We start from the raw sequence: 17,911 nt of genomic DNA, 5'->3' as shown, positions 1-17,911 counted from the left end.
GGCACGAACCCCGGGATGCAGATGCAGAATCTCCTTGATTTAGATGCCGACGGCCTGACCGCCTGGTTTGCCGAGCAGGGCGAAAAGCCCTTCCGGGCGCGCCAGGTGCTGCGCTGGATGCATCGTTCCGGGGTGGCGGATTTCGATGCCATGACCGACATCGCCAAGAGCTTGCGCGACAAGCTCAAGGCGCGGGCGGTCGTGGCGCCGCCGACGGTGGTCTCCGACAAGCTGTCGGACGACGGGACGCGCAAGTTCCTGATCGACGTCGGCAACGGCAACGCGGTCGAGACGGTGTTCATTCCCGAGGACGAGCGCGGCACCCTGTGCATTTCCACGCAAGCCGGTTGCGCGCTCGATTGCGCCTTCTGTTCGACCGGCAAACAAGGTTTCAACCGCAACCTGACGGTGGCGGAAATCATCGGCCAGCTCTGGCAGGCCAACCGGGCGCTGGGCGCCGTACACGGCGACGAACGGGTGATCTCCAACGTCGTCATGATGGGCATGGGCGAGCCGCTCGCCAACTACGACAATACCGTCGCCGCCCTGCGCCTGATGCTCGACGACAACGCCTACGGGCTGTCGCGGCGCCGGGTCACGGTGTCGACTTCCGGCCTGGTGCCGGCGATCGACCGCCTGCGCGAGGAATGCCCGGTCGCCCTGGCAGTCTCGCTGCACGCGCCGAACGATGCGCTGCGCGACCAACTGGTGCCGATCAACCAGAAATATCCCCTGCGCGAACTGATGGCCGCCTGCCGGCGTTACCTGGAAAAGGCGCCGCGCGATTTCATCACCTTCGAATACACGATGATGGCCGGCATCAACGACAGCGATGCCCACGCCCGCGAATTGCTGGCGCTGGTGCGCGACGTGCCGTGCAAGTTCAATCTGATCCCGTTCAATCCCTTCCCCGGTTCGCCCTTCCGGCGTTCGCCGGCGGAGCGCGTGCGGCGCTTCGGCGAAATCCTGATCCAGGGCGGCATCGTCACCACGACGCGCAAGACGCGCGGCGACGATATCGACGCTGCCTGCGGCCAGCTCGCCGGGCAGGTCAAGGACAAGACCCGGCGCACTGCCGGTGGTGTCATTCCCATTCAGGAGTCGAGGTCATGAATCAGCGTTACCGTTTGCTCGGTCTTGTCCTGCTTGCCGGGCTGTGGAGTGGCGGGCCGGCATTCGCCCAGTTCGATGGCGCACTGCCTGCCGCTGCCCAGCAGCCGTCACCGCAGCTCAGGCAGGACAGCCAGCCGCTGACGGTGGCCGACCCGCGGACGCGGGCCAAGATTCATACCGAACTGGGGGCGCTCTACTTCCAGGGCGGCAATCCGGCAGCCGCCATCGATCATCTCGGGCAGGCCCTGGAAATCGACGCTAACTACTTCCAGGCGCTGAGCGTGCGTGGCTTGGTGTATGCATCGCTGCGTGAATTCGCCAAGGCCGACCGCGATTTCGCCGAAGCCCTGGCGCGGGCGCCCAGCGACCCCGAAGTCAATAACAACTATGGCTGGTTCCTTTGCGAAACCGGCAAGCAGCGCGAAGCGATTGCCTATTTCGACCGCGCCCTGCGCGATCCGCTCTACGATACGCCCGATCTGGCGCTGACCAACGCCGGCAACTGCCTGGTCAAGCTGGGCGATGCCGATCAGGCGATGAACTACTACCTGCAGGCGCTGCGGGTTTCGCGCAGCGGCGCCGTCGGCGCGCGGATCGGCCTGGCCGGCTTGATTCACAAGCGGGGCAATTCGGCCGAGGCGCGCGTCTATCTGAACGAAGCCCTGCGCATGATGGAGCCGCCGACCGCCGAAGCGCTCTGGTTGGGCATCCGCATCGAGCGCAAGCTCGGCGACCGGGCGGCCGAAAGCGGTTTTGCCGCCCAGTTGCGCAGCCGTTATCCGACTTCGAATGAATATCAGGAATTCCTCAAGGGCAACTTTGAATGAGTGAGCAGATTGAAAACTCGTCCATGCCGGAAGTGGACGAGCCGACGCAAACGTTGGCGTTTGCGTTGTCCGTCGGCAAGCAGTTGCGCCAGGCCAGAGAGGCGCGCGGCCTTGCCGTGGGCGACATCGCCCAGGCGCTGAAACTCGGTCCGCGCCAGGTCGAGGCGCTGGAGCGCGACGAATGGACGGATCTACCAGGAACCACCTTCATCCGTGGTTTCGTGCGCAACTACGCGCGTCTGGTTGGTGTCGATCCGCAGCCCCTGATGGCGCATCTTGGTAACTTGCTGGAAAAGCCGGTCGATACGCTGAACGTTCCTGCCGCGGCGCCGACGACGATGCGCAGCGGCAACCGTTCGCGCGATCGGGCGGTGGTCGCCATTGGCGTTGGTCTGGTGGTGGTTGCGGTGCTGGCCTATTTCCTGTTGCCCAGCGATCTTGCCGCCTGGCGTGCCAACCTGCAGTCCTTGCTCGATGCCAGCCCGACGAGCGCGGAGACCAGCGAAGCCGCGGCGGCGCAGGAGCCGCTTTTCCCGCCGCCCGAGGCGGCTGCACCAGCAGCAGTGGCCGCGCCGACGGTCGAAGTTCCGGCGACGGTGGCGCCAGCCGCCCTTGCCAACCCGTTACCGGTTCAGCCGACGCCGCCGGTTCAGCCGGTTGCCAACAGCACAACGGACGGGCAACTGCGTTTCCACGTCGCTCGCGAGTCCTGGGTTGAAGTACGTGACCGTGACGATGTGGTGGTGTTTTCCCAGCGTCTGCCGGCGGGTAGCGAACAGCAGGTCGGCGGCAAGGCGCCGCTGTCGGTGACCATCGGCTATGCGCCCGGGGTCAGCCTGATGGCGCACGGCAAGGTCGTCGATCTGGCGCCGCATACCCGTGGCGATGTCGCCCGTCTGCTGGTGGAGTAAGTCGTGACCGCCCTCGCCAAGCGCCCGACGCGCGCCACCACCATTGCCCACGTTCGCCTCGGTGGCGACGCGCCGGTGGTCATCCAGTCGATGACCAACACCGACACCGCCGATTACCTGGCCACCGCCATCCAGTGCGCCGAGCTGGCGCGCGCCGGTTCGGAGCTGGTGCGCATCACCGTCAACTCGCCGGAAGCGGCGGCGGCGGTGCCGAAGATCCGCGATCATCTCGACAAGATGAACTGCAACGTGCCGCTGATCGGCGACTTTCATTACAACGGCCACCGCCTGCTGACCGAGCATCCGGCCTGCGCCGAGGCGCTGGCCAAGTACCGGATCAATCCCGGCAACGTCGGTTTCGGCAAGAAGAAGGACGAGCAGTTCGCGCAGATGGTCGAACTCGCCTGCCGCTACGACAAGCCGGTGCGCATCGGCGTGAACTGGGGCAGCCTCGACCAGGAATTGCTGGCGCGGATCATGGACGAGAACAGCAAACGGGCTGAGCCGCTTGATGCGACCGAGATGATGCGCCACGCGATGGTGACGTCGGCGCTGGAATCGGCGGCGAAGGCCGAGGAAGTCGGCCTGGCCGGCGAGAAGATCATCCTCTCGTGCAAGGTGTCGAGCGTCCAGGACCTGATCGCCATCTACCGCGAACTGGCGCGGCGCGCCGATTACGCGCTGCATCTGGGCTTGACCGAGGCCGGCATGGGCTCGAAGGGCATCGTCGCGTCGACCGCCGCGCTGTCCGTGCTCCTGCAGGAAGGCATCGGCGACACCATCCGCGTCTCGCTGACGCCGGAACCGGGCGGCTCGCGCAGCCAGGAAGTGATCGTTGCCCAGGAAATCCTGCAGACCATGGGCCTGCGCGCGTTCACGCCGATGGTCGCGGCTTGTCCCGGCTGCGGGCGGACGACCTCGACCTTCTTCCAGGAACTGGCCGGCGAGGTGCAGGACTTCGTGCGCGCCCGCATGCCGGAATGGAAGCTGCATTACGACGGCGCCGAGAACATGACGCTGGCCGTCATGGGCTGCATCGTCAACGGCCCGGGCGAATCGAAGCACGCCAACATCGGCATCTCGCTGCCGGGCACCGGTGAGGCGCCGTCGGCGCCGGTCTATGAAGATGGCGAGAAGACCGTGACCCTGAAGGGCGACAACATCGCCAACGAATTCAAGGACATCATCGAGCGCTACGTCCAGCGCACCTACAAGAAGAAACTGCAAGCATGAGTCAGACTTTGCAAGCCGTGCGCGGGATGAATGACATCCTGCCGGAAGAAGCGGCATTCTGGGAACTGTTCGAGGACACCGTCCGCACCTGGCTGAAAGGCTATGGTTACAAGCCGATCCGCATGCCCATCGTCGAACCGACGCCGTTGTTCAAGCGGGCGATCGGCGAAGTCACCGACATCGTCGAGAAGGAAATGTATTCCTTCGTCGACGCTCTCAACGGCGAAGCGCTGACGCTGCGTCCGGAAGGCACCGCCGGCTGCGTGCGCGCCGTCATCGAGCACAACCTGGCGGCGCGGCAGACGCAGCGCCTCTACTACATCGGCCAGATGTTCCGCCACGAGCGGCCGCAGAAGGGGCGTTACCGGCAGTTCCACCAGGTCGGCGTCGAGACTTTCGGCATCGCCGGTCCGGATATCGATGCCGAATTGATCCTGATGGGCGCCCGCCTGTGGGCCGACCTCGGCCTCGACGGCATCGAACTGCAGATCAACAGCCTCGGCCAGCCGAGCGAGCGCGCCGAACATCGCGCCGCGCTGATCGCCTACCTGGAACAGCACGTCGAGGTCCTCGATGAGGACGCCAGGCGTCGTCTGTACACCAACCCGCTGCGCATCCTCGACACCAAGAACCCGGCGCTGCAGGACATCTGCGCGGCGGCGCCGAAGCTGATCGACTTCCTCGGCGCCGAATCGCTGGCGCATTTCGAGGGCGTGCAACAGGTGCTGCGCGACGCCGGCCAGCCGTTCACGATCAACCCGCGCCTGGTGCGCGGTCTCGACTACTACAACCTGACCGTCTTCGAATGGGTCACCGACAAGCTCGGCGCCCAGGGCACGGTCTGCGCCGGCGGGCGTTACGACGGCTTGGTCGAGCAGCTCGGTGGCAAGCCGACGCCGGCCTGCGGTTTTGCCATGGGCGTCGAACGGCTGATCGCGCTGATCAAGGATTCCGGCGGCGCGCCGGCCGAGCCGGCGCCAGACGTCTATGTCGTGCACCAGGGCGAGGCCGCCGGCCGACTGGCTTTCCGCGTCGCCGAAGGCCTGCGCGACCAGGGGCTGGACGTGCTGCTGCACTGCGGCGGTGGCTCCTTCAAGTCGCAGATGAAGAAGGCCGACGGCAGCGGCGCCGCTTTCGCGGTGATCATCGGCGACGACGAAGCGGCGACCGGCGAGGCACAATTGAAGGCATTGCGCGAAGAAGGCGTGGCCCAACGTAAACTGAAGGTCGACGAACTGGCGGAAGCCATCATCGACCACATGATTGATTCGGACGAAGAGGAATAAACAGCATGGCGCATTACGACCTCGAAGAACAGGAACAGATCGACACGCTGAAAACCTGGTGGAAGATGTACGGCAACCTGGTCACTTCCTTGCTGACCGCTGCGGCCCTGGCGGCTGCCGGCTGGCAAGGCTGGAACTGGTACCAGAACGACCAGTCGGCGAAGGCGGCGGCGGTATTCGCCGCGCTCGAACAGGCGATCGAGGCCGGCGACGCGCAGCGCCTGAAGGCGACTGCCGGCGAGCTGACCGAAAAATTCCCGCGCTCCGGTTATGCCGGTCTCGGTGCCATGGTCGCCGCACGCAGTTCCTTCGACGCCGGCGACCTGAAGACGGCGAAGGCGCAGCTCGGCTGGGTCGTCGAAAACGCCAAGGACGAACTGCGCGACATCGCCCGCCTGCGTCTGAGCGCCGTGCTTCTCGACGAGAAGGCCTACGACGAGGCGCTCAAGCAGCTGGCCGAGGCGCCGGCAGCCGATTTCGCGGCACGCTTCCTGGAAATGAAGGGCGACGTGCTGAGCGCCCAGGGCAAGGCGGCGGAAGCACGTGCGGCTTACCAGGAAGCCATCGGTAAGCTTGGCGCCGACGCCGAAGGCGCCGGTCGCGAACTACTGCAGCAGAAGCTCGACAGCCTGGGAGAAAGCGCATGACGCGTCGCCCCCTGTTCCTGCTGACGGCCATCGCCCTGGCGCTGGGCGGTTGCTCGACGATCTCCAGCACCTTCGAATCGATCAATCCCTTCGCGCCGTCGGCGCCCAAGATGTCGCCGCTGCCCGAACTGGGCAAGTCCGAACAGGCGGCGAAGACACTCTGGTCGGTCGATGTCGGCGACGCCAAGGCCTACGACTTCACGCCGGCGATCGTCGGCGAGACGGTTTATGTCGCCGAACACAAGGGCATGCTTTACCGCCTCGACAACGGCAAGACGACCTGGAAGATCGAGGCCGGGCAGCCGTTGTCGGCCGGTGTCGGCGCCGGCGCCGGGATGCTCGTTGTCGGTACGGCGAAGGGCGGCGTGCTGGCTTTCGACGCGGAAACCGGCAAGGCGCTATGGCAGGCTCAAGTGAGCAGCGAAGTCCTGGCGACGCCGGCGGTCAGCAGCGACGGCGTTGCCGTGCGTAGCGGCGACAACCGGATCTTCTTCCTCGATGCCCGCGACGGTTCGCGCAAATGGCTTTACCAGCGGCCGATGCCGGCACTGTCGGTGCGTTCCACCGGCGCGCCGGTGTTTGCCGACCGCTACCTGTTCGCCGGTTTCCCGGGCGGCAAGCTGGTCGGCCTGTCGCTACAGAACGGCGCGCCGGTCTGGGAAGGCACCGTTGCTCAGCCGAAGGGGACGACCGAACTCGATCGCGTCGCCGACATCGTTTCGGCGCCGGTGATCGACGGCACGCAGATCTGCGCTGTCGCCTTCCAGGGCAAGGTCGCCTGTTTCGACATGGGGCAGGGCGGCGCCATGGTCTGGTCGCGGGATATTTCCTCGGCCCGTGGCGTGGCGCTCGATGGCCGCTATCTCTTCGTTACCGACGACGAGGGCGTGGTCTATGGGCTGGATCGCCTGAGCGGCGGCAGCCTGTGGAAGCAGGACAAGCTGCGCAATCGCGCGGTGACCGCCCCGGCGGTACGCGGCGAGGTGGTGGTGGTCGGCGATGCCGAAGGCTACGTGCATTTCCTGTCGCGCGAAGAGGGCGCTTTCCTGGCCCGCCAGAAAACCGACGGTACCGCCATCCGGGTCGCCCCGCAGCGACTCGGCGAAGCCGTCCTGACGCAGTCGTCGGGCGGTGATGTCAGCTTGATCGGGATCCAATGAAACCCACCATCGTCCTGGTCGGCCGCCCCAATGTCGGCAAATCGACGCTTTTCAATCGGCTGACCAAGTCGCGCGACGCCATCGTCGCCGACCTGCCCGGCTTGACCCGCGATCGCCATTACGGCCACGGCAAGCTCGGCAAGAAGCCTTTCCTGGTCGTCGATACCGGTGGTTTCGAGCCATTGGTCAAGGACGGCATCCTGCACGAAATGGCGAAGCAGACGGAGCAGGCGATCGCCGAAGCCGATGCGGTCATTTTCGTGGTCGACGGGCGTGTCGGCCTGACGCCGCACGACAAGGAAATCGCCAACAAGCTGCGCTGCATCGGCCGGCCGGTCCTGGTCGCCGTGAACAAGGCGGAAGGCCTCAACGCCGGTATGGTCGAGGCGGATTTCCACGCGCTTGGACTCGGCGAGCCGTACGCAATTTCCGCCAGCCATGGCGAAGGCGTGCGCGGCCTGATCGAACTGGCGCTCGAATCCTTCCCCGAGCCGGAGGACGACGAGTGGCATTCCGACGCGATCCGCGTCGCGATCGTCGGCCGGCCGAACGTCGGCAAGTCGACGCTGGTCAATACCCTGCTCGGCGAGGAGCGCGTCATTGCCTTCGACGCGCCGGGGACGACCCGCGATTCGATCGAGATCGATTTCGAACGCGACGGGCGCAAGTACGTGCTCGTCGACACCGCCGGCATGCGCAAGCGCGGCAAGGTGTTCGAGGCGATCGAGAAATTCTCGGTGGTGAAGACGCTGCAGTCGATCGAGGACGCCAACGTGGTGATCCTGATGGTCGATGCCCGCGCCGACATCTCCGACCAGGATGCGCATATCGCCGACTTCATCGTCCAGTCGGGGCGCGCCCTGGTGGTCGCGGTCAACAAGTGGGACGGGCTCGACGCCTACGTCCGCGAGCAGACCCGGCAGATCCTGCAGCGCAAGCTGAAATTCCTCGATTTCGCCAAGTTCCATTTCGTCTCGGCGCTGGAAAACGTCGGCCTGAACAACCTGTTCCGTTCGGTGGACAGTGCCTACGCGGCGGCGATGACCAAGCTGTCCACGCCGCGTCTGACGCGCGTGCTGGCCGACGCCATCGCCCGTCAGGCGCCGCCCAAGCACGGCCTGTTCCGGCCGAAGCCGCGTTATGCGCACCAGGGGGGCTCGAACCCGCCGATCATCGTCATCCACGGCAATGCCGTCGACCAGATCGGCGACAGCTATCGCCGCTACCTCGAGCACACCTTCCGCGAAGCCTTCAAGCTGCAGGGAACGCCCCTGCGCATCCAGTTCGTCGCCGGCAAGAACCCGTTTGCCGAGAAGGAGCCACGCCGCTGAATCATTGTCACAAATAACGCACAAAAATTTTCGCATCCACCGACTAATTTGGGTACATTAGGACCCTCATAACAACACACATGGAGTTCCACACCATGAGCAACAAAGGGCAACTTCTACAAGACCCCTTTCTCAACGCACTGCGTCGCGAGCACGTTCCCGTTTCCATCTATCTGGTGAACGGCATCAAGCTGCAGGGGCAGGTTGAGTCTTTTGACCAGTACGTCGTCCTCCTCAAGAACACCGTCACCCAGATGGTGTACAAGCACGCCATCTCCACGGTTGTCCCGGCGCGTCCGGTCAACATCCATCAAGAGCAGGCCGCAGAATAAGGCGGCTGATCTGGCAGCCTCCGATGTCCGGGGCTGTTTTCTCCGCAGGAATTTCCGATGCTTGAACGGCCGGCTGCCGGTGAGCGGGCCGTTGTCGTACAACTCGATTTCGGCCAGCTCGATGTCGAAGACCAGCTCGAAGAAGTTCGCCTGTTGACCGAATCCGCGGGAGGTGCGGTGGTCGGCGAAGTTCGCGGGCGACGTCAGTCGCCGGACCCGAAGACCTTTGCCGGCAGCGGCAAGGTGCAGGAAATTGCCGCCATGATCGCCGGCTGCTCAGCGCAGCTGGTGATCTTCAATCACGCGCTGTCGCCGGTGCAGCAGCGTAATCTCGAGCGCGACCTGAACTGCCGGGTGGTCGATCGCAACAGCCTGATCCTCGACATCTTCGCGCTGCGCGCGGCGAGCGCCGAGGGCAAGCTGCAGGTCGAACTGGCGCAGCTCGAACATCTGTCGACCCGCCTGGTGCGCGGCTGGACCCACCTCGAGCGGCAACGTGGCGGCATCGGCATGCGTGGTCCCGGCGAAACCCAGCTGGAAACCGACCGCCGTCTGCTTGGCAACCGCGTCAAGCTGCTCAAGGAGCGCCTGGCTCGCCTGGCGCGCCAGCGTGGCGTGCAGCGCAAGGCGCGGCGGCGCGGCGACGTGCTCAACGTTTCACTGGTCGGCTATACCAACGCCGGCAAGTCGACCTTGTTCAACACGCTGACCCATGCCGGTGTTTACGCCGCCGACCAGTTGTTCGCCACCCTCGACACGACCTCACGCAAGCTGTGGGTCGAAGGGGCAGGCAATATCGTCATCTCCGATACCGTCGGTTTCATCCGCGATCTGCCGCACTCGCTGGTCGATGCCTTCCACGCGACGCTGGAAGCGGCGGTCGATGCCGATCTGCTGCTGCACGTCGTCGATAGCGCGAGCCACGCCCGTGACGAGCAGATGGCCGAGGTCGACCGGGTGCTCGACGAGATCGGCGCGCGCGATGTGCCGCGCCTGGTGGTCTGGAACAAGATCGACCTGACCGAGGCCGGGCCCGGGGTCGAGCGGGACGAATATGGTAATATCGCCCGGGTTCGCGTCAGTTCGCGCACTGGCGAAGGCTTGGAACTATTGCGCGAAACCCTGGCCGAATACGCCCGGGCCAAGACCGCGTCGCGGCGCCAGGCGCAAGATGCGGAAGCCTGTCCGGCAAACCCTGATTTCATTGACTGAATCCCCAAAAATCATGATTCCTACGCTAGGTATACTCATGTCGATCAACGATCCGCGCTGGGGCAACCGCGGTGGCGACGACGGCCAGGACGGCGGCGGTCCGCGCCGGCCGAACGATGGTCCCCCGGATCTCGAAGAACTCTGGCGCGATTTCAACCGCAAGCTGTCCGGGATGATGGGCAAGAAACGGGGCGGCGGCAACGGTGGTGGCGACGGGCCGCGCATGCCGCCGGTCGACTTCGGGCCGAAGATGCTGGGTGGCGGGATCGGTGTCCTGCTCGGTCTGGTCGTCCTGGTCTGGCTGGCCTCGGGGTTCTACATCGTCGACGAATCGCAGCGCGGCGTCGTCCTCCAGTTCGGCAAGCGTTACGAGACGACCGAGCCGGGCCTGCGCTGGCGTCTGCCGTATCCGATCCAGTCGCATGAACTGGTCAATCTGACCGGTGTGCGCACGATCGAAATCGGTTATCGCGGTACCGAGCGCAACAAGGTGCTCAAGGAAGCCCTGATGCTGACCGACGACGAGAACATCGTGAATATCCAGTTCGCGGTGCAGTACATCCTCAAGGACCCGGTCGAGTACCTGTTCAACAACCGTCATCCCGACGAAGCCGTGGTCGGCGCCGCGGAAACCGCGGTGCGCGAGATTGTCGGCAAGAGCAAGATGGACTTCGTGCTTTACGAAGGTCGCGAACAGATCGCCAGCGAAGCGGCGAAACTGATGCAGGCGATCCTGGATCGCTACGATGCTGGCGTCTTGATCTCCAAGGTGACGATGCAGAACGCTCAGCCGCCGGAACAGGTGCAGGCTGCCTTCGACGACGCCGTCAAGGCCGGACAGGATCGGGAGCGCCAGAAGAACGAAGGTCAGTCCTACGCCAACGACGTGATTCCACGGGCGCGCGGTACGGCCGCGCGTCTGCTTCAGGAAGCGGACGGTTACCGGCAGCGGGTCATTTCGAACGCCGAGGGTGACGCCTCGCGCTTCCGCCAGATCGTCACCGAATACGCCAAGGCGCCGGAAGTGACCCGGCAGCGCATGTATCTCGACACCATGCAACAGATTTACGCCAATACCACCAAGGTTCTCGTCGACACCAAGGGGCAGGGCAATCTGCTCTACCTGCCGCTCGACAAGCTGATGAACGTCGCCGCCGGGACGGCTGCCCAGCAGGCTGGCGACGCGCACAATACGGCGGCGGCTGGCCGTCAGTCCTCGGCCTTCGCCGGCCAGGTGCCGCCGCAGCTCGAACAGGCGCCGGCGGTAACGAGCAAGTCATTGTCGTCCAGCGAACGTTCGCCGCTGGGCTCGCGTGATCGGGAGGCCCGCTGATGAATTCGCGTCTCAACCTGCTGGGAGGTGTCGTCCTCCTGATTCTCGTGGCGGTCTCGATGTCGGTGTTTACCGTCGATCAGCGCCAGTACGCCCTGGTGTTTCAACTGGGTGAGGTGAAGCGCGTGATCACCGAGCCGGGATTGAACTTCAAGGTGCCGATGATCCAGAACGTGCGTTTCTTCGATCGTCGTATCCTGACGCTCGACAGCGCCGATCCCGAGCGCTTCATCACCTCGGAAAAGAAGAACGTCCTGGTCGATTCCTACATCAAGTGGCGGATCATCGATCCCAAGCTCTATTACGTCTCGGTCGGTGGCGATGAAACGCGGGCCCGTACCCGCCTCAGCCAGACGGTCAATTCCGGCCTGCGCGAGGAATTCGGCAAGCGTCTGGTGCACGACGTGATTTCCGGCGAGCGGGACAAGATCATGGACCAGATGCGGGAAAAGGCCGATGTCGACGCCCGCCGCATTGGCGTGCAGATCGTCGACGTGCGCCTGAAGCGCGTCGAGTTGCCGGAAGAGGTCAGCGGCGCGGTCTATAGCCGGATGGAAGCCGAACGCAAGCGGGTCGCCAACGAACTGCGTTCCGAAGGTGCGGCCGAAGCAGAAAAGATTCGCGCCGATGCTGATCGGCAACGCGAGGTGATCATTGCCGAAGCCTATCGCGATGCCCAGAAGGCAAAGGGCGAGGGTGATGCCAAGGCGGCGGCGATCTATGCCGAAGCCTTTGGCAAGAATCCCGAGTTCTACGCCTTCTACCGCAGCCTTGAAGCTTACCGGAACAGCTTTGCCAACAAGAGTGACGTTCTGGTGGTCGAGCCTTCGTCCGATTTCTTCAAATACATGAAGAACGTCGGCCGCTGAGTTCGTCAATGGCTTCCAACCTGTTGCTGGCGTTCGCGCTGATGCTGGTGCTCGAGGGCCTGATGCCCTTCGTGGCACCGGCTGCCTGGCGTGAAACCTTTCGCCGCCTGATCCAGATGTCCGACGGCCAGATCCGTTTCATCGGCCTGACCTCGATGCTGGTCGGGCTCATTCTCCTCATTCTCTTCTCATGAACTGGCTGCTCCCCGAATATATTGCCGACGCGCTGCCGTCCGAAGCGGCGCGTATCGAAACCCTGCGCCGCTCGCTGCTCGACCACTGCCGTCTCCGTGGCTTCGAGCATGTGATGCCGCCGCTGCTCGAATATCTCGAATCGCTGCTCACCGGTGCCGGTCAGGATCTAGACCTGCGCACCTTCAAGCTGGTCGACCAGCTTTCCGGGCGCACCCTAGGCGTGCGCGCCGACATGACGCCACAGGCGGCGCGCATCGACGCCCATCTGCTCAACCACCAGGGGGTCACCCGCCTGTGCTACTGTGGCAGCGTGCTGCACACTCTGCCGGCGAACATTTCGGCTGGCCGCGAGCAACTCCAGCTAGGTGCGGAAGTCTATGGCTACGCCGGCGTCGAGGCCGATCTTGAAATCGTCCGCCTGATGGCTTCCGCCTTCGAGCGGGCGCGTCTGCCGCTGGCGCGCATCGACCTCGGGCACGTCGGAATTTTCCGCGCGCTGGTCGAAGCGGCCGCGCTGACTGACGACGCTGAAGCCGAATTGCTGGCCCTGCTGCGCGACAAGGATGTGCCCGGCCTGGCAGCGGCGACGGCGCAACTGCCGTCGCCCTACCGCGAAGCGCTGCTCGCCTTGCCGACGCTCTATGGCGGCAGCGAGGTGCTCGACCGCGCCGCCGAAGTGCTGCCGGCGTCGCTGCCAGCCTTGCGCGCCGCGCTGGAGCAACTGCGCCACCTGATCGAGAGCGCGCCGGAACTGCCGTTCTCGATCGATCTCGGCGACCTGCACGGTTACCATTATCACAACGGCATCGTCTTTGCCGCCTACGTGCCGGGCTATCCGGCGGCGATCGCTCGTGGCGGCCGTTACGATGGCGTTGGCAAGGCTTTCGGTCGGGCCCGTCCGGCCACCGGCTTCTCGCTCGACCTGCGCGAACTGGCGCGACTGCTGCCGCCGGTCAAGCCAGCGGGAGGCATCCTGGCGCCGTATGCCGGCGCTGACCGCGTGCTGGCCGGACATATCGCCGCCTTGCGCGAGCGCGGCGAGATCGTCGTTGAACTGCTGCCGGGCGAAATCGCCTGCGAAGGTCCGCAATGCGACCGCAAGCTGGTGCTGGTCGGCGGACACTGGATTATCGAAGCTATACAAGAGGACTAGAAAATGGCCAAGAATGTCATCGTCGTCGGCACCCAGTGGGGCGACGAAGGGAAGGGGAAGATCGTCGACTGGCTGACCGACCATGCCCAGGGCGTGGTGCGTTTCCAGGGCGGTCACAACGCGGGCCATACGCTGGTCGTCGGCGACAACGTCTACAAGCTCAACCTGGTGCCCTCGGGCATCGTCCGCGATGGCGTCGATTGCTACATCGGTAACGGCGTCGTCCTTGACATCCACCACCTGATCTCGGAAATTGCCGAGTTGGAAAAGGGCGGCATCAATGTCCGCTCGCGCCTCAAGATCAGTCCGGGCTGCCCGCTGATCCTGCCTTACCACTCGGCGATCGACAAGGCGCGCGAGGGGGCCAAGTGCGCCGACAAGAAGATCGGCACCACCGGCAAGGGTATCGGCCCGACCTACGAGGACAAGGTGTCGCGGCGCGGCCTGCGCGTCTATGACCTGTTCCATCCGGAGCGCTTCGCCGACAAGCTCAAGGAGGTGCTGGAGTATCACAACTTCGTGCTGACCCAGTACTTCAAGGCCGATCCGGTCGACTTCCAGACCGTCTACGACCAGGCCATGGCCGACGCCGAAATCATCCGGCCGATGGTCGTCGACGTCTCGGCGGCGCTGTACGACGCCAACAAGGCCGGCCAGAACATGCTGTTCGAAGGAGCTCAGGGTACCCTGCTCGACATCGACCACGGCACCTATCCCTTCGTCACCTCGTCCAACTGCGTAGCCGGTCAGGCGGCCGCCGGTGCCGGCGTCGGCCCCGGCATGCTGCACTACGTGCTGGGCATCACCAAGGCCTATTGCACCCGTGTCGGTGGTGGTCCCTTCCCGAGCGAGCTGGATATCGACACCGAAGGTACACCCGGCCACCAGATGTTCTCGGTGGGCAAGGAATTCGGCACGGTGACCGGGCGCAAGCGTCGTTGCGGCTGGTTCGACGCCGCGCTGCTGCGTCGTTCGGCGCGCATCAATGGGCTGACCGGCCTGTGCATCACCAAGCTTGACGTGCTCGACGGCTTGAAGGAAATCAAGATCTGCACTGGCTACAAGCTGGGCGACAAGGTGGTCGACCTGCTGCCCATCGGTGCCGATGACGTCGCCCTGTGCGAACCGATCTACGAAACCCTGCCCGGCTGGGAAGGCACGACTTTCCGCGTCAAGCGCTGGGAAGACCTGCCGGTCAATGCCCAGGCCTATCTGAATCGTCTCGAAGCGCTTTGCGAGGTGCCGATCGCCATCGTGTCGACCGGCCCCGAGCGTGACGAAACCATCCTGCGCGATCACCCGTTCAAATAGGACGGTAGCGCGCTGATACAGTAACGGGGCCGTTTGGCCCCGTTGTCGTTTAACGGGCCGGAACCGAAACCCAGCCTTCGGGGCAGGCGTTGGTATAGGGATAGTACTGGCCGGAAGAGCGGCAGTAATACCAGTTGCCGGCGGGCGGCGGGGAAACGATGTAGGCCGGTGGCGGGGCCGGCGGTGCTGCGCTGTTGATTGCCGCACCAATGGCGATGGCGCCGAGGGTGACGACGGCGGCTGGAGCGATCCAGTCGTAATGGCGATGCCGGTACCGGGGGGGCGGCGGCGGTGCGTAGTGGTAATGCCTCTGGATGTGGCGTGGCCGGTAGTTGTCGTAATAGCCGTAATGATCCGGACGGGCGTTGGCCTGACCGACCGCGCCGAGCGCCAGGGAAACGGCGATCAGGGTGCTGGCGATTGCTTTCATGATTGATCTCGCAGGGTGGTGTATGTGCTCAGGATAGCGAGCCGGCACCGCCCTTGCTGCAACCAGATGTTAGTAATTGTTAAGCGCCCGCATTCCCTGTGCTGTGAGACAATGCGCGCCATGCAAAGAAAGCGTCCGGAAATGAAAAAAGGCCTTGCCGAAGCAAGACCTTTCAACAAAATCGCTGGTGCCCAGGAAGGGACTCGAACCCCCACGGAGTTACCCGCTAGTACCTGAAACTAGTGCGTCTACCAATTCCGCCACCTGGGCACAGGTGCGAAGAGCCGCCATTATAGGGAAGAGAAAACCGATGTCAAGAAAAAAGATCAGCAAGATTCGCCGTGCCGACCCCTTCTACGAGCGCGAGGCACAGCGCTACGAATTTCCCCTGCCGTCGCGCGAGTACATCGCGCAGGTGCTGGCCGACGAGGGGCGGCCGCTGTCCTTCGATGAACTGTGCGGATTGCTCGACATCGCCAAGGATGAACGCGAGATGTTCCAACGCCGGCTTGGGGCGATGGAGCGCGAGGCGCAGCTGATGCGTAACCGCAAGGGCGACTACATCCTGCCCGAACGCGCTTCGCTGACCGCCGGGCGTATCCAGGGCCATCAGGACGGCTACGGCTTCCTGATCCCCGACGACGGTAGCGCCGACATCTTCCTCGACCAGCGCCAGATGGGCAAGGTGCTGCATGGCGATCGCGCCCTGGTCCGGGTCACCGGCCTCGATCGCAAGGGGCGCCCGGAAGGCAGCATCGTCGAGGTCACCGAACGCGCCAACAGCCGGGTCGTCGGCCGCGTCTTCGTCGAGCACGGTGTCGTCTTCGTCGTTCCGGAAAACAAGCGCATCGCCCAGGACATCCTGGTTCCGCCGGAAAAGAAGAGCAAGCTCAAGGCACAGTCCGGCCAGGTGGTGATGGTCGAGATCATCGAGCAGCCGAGCAAGCATTCGCAGCCGATCGGGCGCATCGTCGAGGTGCTGGGCAATTACGCCGATCCGGGAATGGAGATCGAGATTGCGCTGCGCAAGCACGATCTGCCCTTCGAATTCCCGAAAGCAGCGCTCGAGGAAAACAGGAAGATGCCCGACAAGGTGCGCAAAACCGACCTCAAGGGGCGCGAGGACTTGCGTGCATTGCCGCTGCTGACGATCGATGGCGAGACGGCGCGCGATTTCGACGACGCGGTTTTTTGCGAGAAGCAGGGGCGCGGTTGGCGGCTGGTCGTCGCCATCGCCGACGTTTCGCATTACGTGCAGCCGGGCATGGCGCTCGACCGCGAAGCGCTGGCGCGCGGCAACTCCGTCTATTTCCCGCGCCGCGTCATCCCGATGCTGCCGGAAAAGCTGTCCAATGGCATCTGTTCGCTGAATCCGGACGTCGAACGGCTGGCGATGGTTTGCGACGTGGCGATCAGCGCCGCCGGCAAGATCGGCAAATACCGCTTCTATCCGGCGGTCTTCCGTTCGCACGCGCGGCTGACCTACAACCAGGTCTGGTCCTGGCTGAGTGGCGAGAAAACGCCGGAAACCGAGGCGCAGCGCAACGTTTTGCCGCAGGTGCAGAACCTCTACAAGCTCTACCAGGCGCTGCACAAGGCGCGCGGCCAGCGCGGGGCGATCGATTTCGAGACCACCGAGACGATGATGCTGTTCAACGACCAGGGCAAGATCGAGAACATCGTGCCGGTGGTGCGCAACGATGCCCACCGCATCATCGAGGAATGCATGCTGGCCGCCAACGTCTGCGCCTCCGATTTCCTGGCCCAGCACAAGCAGACCTGCCTCTACCGCATCCACGAAGCGCCGTCTGAGGAGAAGCTGCGCAACCTGCGCAGCTTCCTCGGCGAATTCGGGCTTACCCTCGGCGGCGGCGACGATCCGCGGGCCAAGGATTACGCGCTGCTGCTCGAGAAGATCAAGCCGCGGCCGGATTTCCAGCTACTGCAGACAGTGATGCTGCGTTCGCTGAAGCAGGCGATGTACAGTCCCGACAATGTCGGTCATTTCGGTCTCGCCTACGAGCATTACACCCATTTCACCTCGCCCATCCGGCGCTATCCGGACCTGCTCGTCCACCGGGCGATCAAGGCTGTGCTCAGCGGCGGCAAATACGAACCAGGCCAGGCCTGGGACGAGATTGGCCTGCAGTGCTCGGCGACCGAGCGGCGTGCCGACGAGGCGACGCGCGATGTCGAGAACTGGCTGAAGACCTTCTTCATGAAGGAGAGGATCGGCGAAGTCTTCGACGGCACGATCTCGGCGGTCACCGCCTTCGGCATCTTCGTGGCGCTCGACCAGGTCTATGTCGAGGGCTTGGTGCATGTCTCGGAGCTGGGGCAGGACTATTTCCAGTTCGACAACGTCAAGCACCAGATGCTCGGCGAGCGTACCGGTGAGCGCTTCCGGCTCGGCGACCGGGTACGCGTCAAGCTGGTGCGTGCCGACCTCGAGTCGAACAAGATCGATTTCGTGCTGGTCCGCGAGGAGCGGGCAGTGGCTGCCGGCAGCAAGGGCAAGCGCAACCCGGCGCGCAAACGCTGAATCGCCTCCGCTCCCCGGCCTGGTTT

At 64.3% G+C, this 17,911-nt stretch carries 17 protein-coding genes and 1 tRNA gene; 16 read left to right on the top strand and 2 right to left on the bottom strand.

The window, feature by feature from the left end; genetic code table 11:
- The first annotated feature begins 21 nt into the window (after positions 1-21).
- The 15 genes from rlmN (at position 22) to ACLIIZ_RS16955 (ending at position 14,913) form a co-directional block, all read left to right on the top strand.
- Positions 22-1,113: a dual-specificity RNA methyltransferase RlmN gene (gene rlmN, locus ACLIIZ_RS17025; RefSeq protein ID WP_416693987.1), complete on the top strand. Its 1,092-nt coding sequence runs from the start codon at positions 22-24 to the stop codon at positions 1,111-1,113.
- Positions 1,110-1,940 (top strand): type IV pilus biogenesis/stability protein PilW, encoded by an 831-nt coding sequence (gene pilW, locus ACLIIZ_RS17020; protein WP_416693985.1) that lies wholly within the window; start codon positions 1,110-1,112, stop codon positions 1,938-1,940. Before rlmN ends, pilW begins: the two co-directional genes overlap by 4 nt.
- A complete protein-coding gene (locus ACLIIZ_RS17015) occupies positions 1,937-2,851 on the top strand; it encodes a helix-turn-helix domain-containing protein (protein ID WP_416693983.1) in 915 nt (304 codons plus the stop codon). The genes pilW and ACLIIZ_RS17015 overlap by 4 nt, the downstream gene beginning before the upstream one ends.
- A 3-nt stretch (positions 2,852-2,854) precedes the next feature.
- The gene (gene ispG / locus ACLIIZ_RS17010) at positions 2,855-4,084 is read left to right on the top strand and encodes a flavodoxin-dependent (E)-4-hydroxy-3-methylbut-2-enyl-diphosphate synthase (protein ID WP_416693981.1); all 1,230 of its coding nucleotides are present in this window, start codon (positions 2,855-2,857) and stop codon (positions 4,082-4,084) included.
- Positions 4,081-5,370 (top strand): histidine--tRNA ligase, encoded by a 1,290-nt coding sequence (hisS, locus tag ACLIIZ_RS17005; protein WP_416693979.1) that lies wholly within the window; start codon positions 4,081-4,083, stop codon positions 5,368-5,370. Before ispG ends, hisS begins: the two co-directional genes overlap by 4 nt.
- A gap of 5 nt (positions 5,371-5,375) precedes the next feature.
- Positions 5,376-6,017, top strand: a complete 642-nt coding sequence (locus tag ACLIIZ_RS17000) for a YfgM family protein (RefSeq protein WP_416693977.1) — start codon at positions 5,376-5,378, stop codon at positions 6,015-6,017.
- The gene (bamB, locus tag ACLIIZ_RS16995; RefSeq protein WP_416693975.1) at positions 6,014-7,177 is read left to right on the top strand and encodes an outer membrane protein assembly factor BamB; all 1,164 of its coding nucleotides are present in this window, start codon (positions 6,014-6,016) and stop codon (positions 7,175-7,177) included. Before ACLIIZ_RS17000 ends, bamB begins: the two co-directional genes overlap by 4 nt.
- Complete coding sequence (gene der, locus ACLIIZ_RS16990; protein WP_416693973.1) at positions 7,174-8,508, top strand: ribosome biogenesis GTPase Der; 1,335 nt, start codon at positions 7,174-7,176, stop codon at positions 8,506-8,508. The genes bamB and der overlap by 4 nt, the downstream gene beginning before the upstream one ends.
- A 95-nt stretch (positions 8,509-8,603) precedes the next feature.
- Positions 8,604-8,840 (top strand): RNA chaperone Hfq, encoded by a 237-nt coding sequence (gene hfq / locus ACLIIZ_RS16985; protein WP_374328576.1) that lies wholly within the window; start codon positions 8,604-8,606, stop codon positions 8,838-8,840.
- Positions 8,841-8,897: 57 nt separating this feature from the next.
- Entirely contained in the window at positions 8,898-10,052 is a 1,155-nt protein-coding gene (gene hflX, locus ACLIIZ_RS16980; protein WP_416693971.1) for a GTPase HflX, read from the top strand.
- 37 nt (positions 10,053-10,089) lie between these two features.
- Positions 10,090-11,385 (top strand): FtsH protease activity modulator HflK, encoded by a 1,296-nt coding sequence (hflK, locus tag ACLIIZ_RS16975; protein ID WP_416693969.1) that lies wholly within the window; start codon positions 10,090-10,092, stop codon positions 11,383-11,385.
- A complete protein-coding gene (gene hflC, locus ACLIIZ_RS16970; protein WP_374328573.1) occupies positions 11,385-12,254 on the top strand; it encodes a protease modulator HflC in 870 nt (289 codons plus the stop codon). Before hflK ends, hflC begins: the two co-directional genes overlap by 1 nt.
- Positions 12,255-12,262: 8 nt before the next feature.
- Positions 12,263-12,448, top strand: coding sequence for a DUF2065 domain-containing protein (locus ACLIIZ_RS16965; protein ID WP_374328572.1), 186 nt, complete (start codon positions 12,263-12,265; stop codon positions 12,446-12,448).
- Entirely contained in the window at positions 12,445-13,602 is a 1,158-nt protein-coding gene (locus ACLIIZ_RS16960; RefSeq protein WP_374328571.1) for an ATP phosphoribosyltransferase regulatory subunit, read from the top strand. Before ACLIIZ_RS16965 ends, ACLIIZ_RS16960 begins: the two co-directional genes overlap by 4 nt.
- A 3-nt stretch (positions 13,603-13,605) precedes the next feature.
- Positions 13,606-14,913 carry an adenylosuccinate synthase gene (locus tag ACLIIZ_RS16955; RefSeq protein WP_374328570.1) on the top strand — a complete coding sequence of 436 codons (1,308 nt, stop codon included), beginning with the start codon at positions 13,606-13,608 and terminating at the stop codon, positions 14,911-14,913.
- Positions 14,914-14,962: 49 nt separating this feature from the next.
- On the opposite strand, the gene ACLIIZ_RS16950 is transcribed toward ACLIIZ_RS16955, so the two are convergent.
- Together ACLIIZ_RS16950 and ACLIIZ_RS16945 are read right to left on the bottom strand one after the other, a co-directional pair.
- A complete protein-coding gene (locus ACLIIZ_RS16950; RefSeq protein WP_416693966.1) occupies positions 14,963-15,343 on the bottom strand; it encodes a hypothetical protein in 381 nt (126 codons plus the stop codon).
- 185 nt (positions 15,344-15,528) lie between these two features.
- Positions 15,529-15,613, bottom strand: a tRNA-Leu gene (locus ACLIIZ_RS16945).
- 40 nt (positions 15,614-15,653) lie between these two features.
- Here ACLIIZ_RS16945 and rnr point away from each other — a divergent pair.
- Complete coding sequence (rnr, locus tag ACLIIZ_RS16940) at positions 15,654-17,885, top strand: ribonuclease R (RefSeq protein WP_416693964.1); 2,232 nt, start codon at positions 15,654-15,656, stop codon at positions 17,883-17,885.
- Positions 17,886-17,911 lie beyond the last annotated feature (26 nt).

The sequence above is a fragment of the Azonexus caeni genome, from assembly GCF_048146105.1.
GTDB lineage: Bacteria > Pseudomonadota > Gammaproteobacteria > Burkholderiales > Rhodocyclaceae > Azonexus > Azonexus aromaticus_B.
This window is presented reverse-complemented; position numbering and strand designations above follow the sequence as displayed.

Excerpts from the sequence above, each read along its gene's own strand:
- rlmN (WP_416693987.1), top strand. The coding sequence starts at position 22 with ATGCAGAATCTCCTTGATTTAGATGCCGACGGCCTGACCGCCTGGTTT.
- pilW (WP_416693985.1), top strand. The coding sequence starts at position 1,110 with ATGAATCAGCGTTACCGTTTGCTCGGTCTTGTCCTGCTTGCCGGGCTG.
- ACLIIZ_RS17015 (WP_416693983.1), top strand. The coding sequence starts at position 1,937 with ATGAGTGAGCAGATTGAAAACTCGTCCATGCCGGAAGTGGACGAGCCG.
- hisS (WP_416693979.1), top strand. The coding sequence starts at position 4,081 with ATGAGTCAGACTTTGCAAGCCGTGCGCGGGATGAATGACATCCTGCCG.
- ACLIIZ_RS17000 (WP_416693977.1), top strand. The coding sequence starts at position 5,376 with ATGGCGCATTACGACCTCGAAGAACAGGAACAGATCGACACGCTGAAA.
- bamB (WP_416693975.1), top strand. The coding sequence starts at position 6,014 with ATGACGCGTCGCCCCCTGTTCCTGCTGACGGCCATCGCCCTGGCGCTG.
- der (WP_416693973.1), top strand. The coding sequence starts at position 7,174 with ATGAAACCCACCATCGTCCTGGTCGGCCGCCCCAATGTCGGCAAATCG.
- hfq (WP_374328576.1), top strand. The coding sequence starts at position 8,604 with ATGAGCAACAAAGGGCAACTTCTACAAGACCCCTTTCTCAACGCACTG.
- hflX (WP_416693971.1), top strand. The coding sequence starts at position 8,898 with ATGCTTGAACGGCCGGCTGCCGGTGAGCGGGCCGTTGTCGTACAACTC.
- hflK (WP_416693969.1), top strand. The coding sequence starts at position 10,090 with ATGTCGATCAACGATCCGCGCTGGGGCAACCGCGGTGGCGACGACGGC.
- hflC (WP_374328573.1), top strand. The coding sequence starts at position 11,385 with ATGAATTCGCGTCTCAACCTGCTGGGAGGTGTCGTCCTCCTGATTCTC.
- ACLIIZ_RS16965 (WP_374328572.1), top strand. The coding sequence starts at position 12,263 with ATGGCTTCCAACCTGTTGCTGGCGTTCGCGCTGATGCTGGTGCTCGAG.
- ACLIIZ_RS16960 (WP_374328571.1), top strand. The coding sequence starts at position 12,445 with ATGAACTGGCTGCTCCCCGAATATATTGCCGACGCGCTGCCGTCCGAA.
- ACLIIZ_RS16955 (WP_374328570.1), top strand. The coding sequence starts at position 13,606 with ATGGCCAAGAATGTCATCGTCGTCGGCACCCAGTGGGGCGACGAAGGG.
- ACLIIZ_RS16950 (WP_416693966.1), bottom strand. The coding sequence starts at position 15,343 with ATGAAAGCAATCGCCAGCACCCTGATCGCCGTTTCCCTGGCGCTCGGC.
- rnr (WP_416693964.1), top strand. The coding sequence starts at position 15,654 with ATGTCAAGAAAAAAGATCAGCAAGATTCGCCGTGCCGACCCCTTCTAC.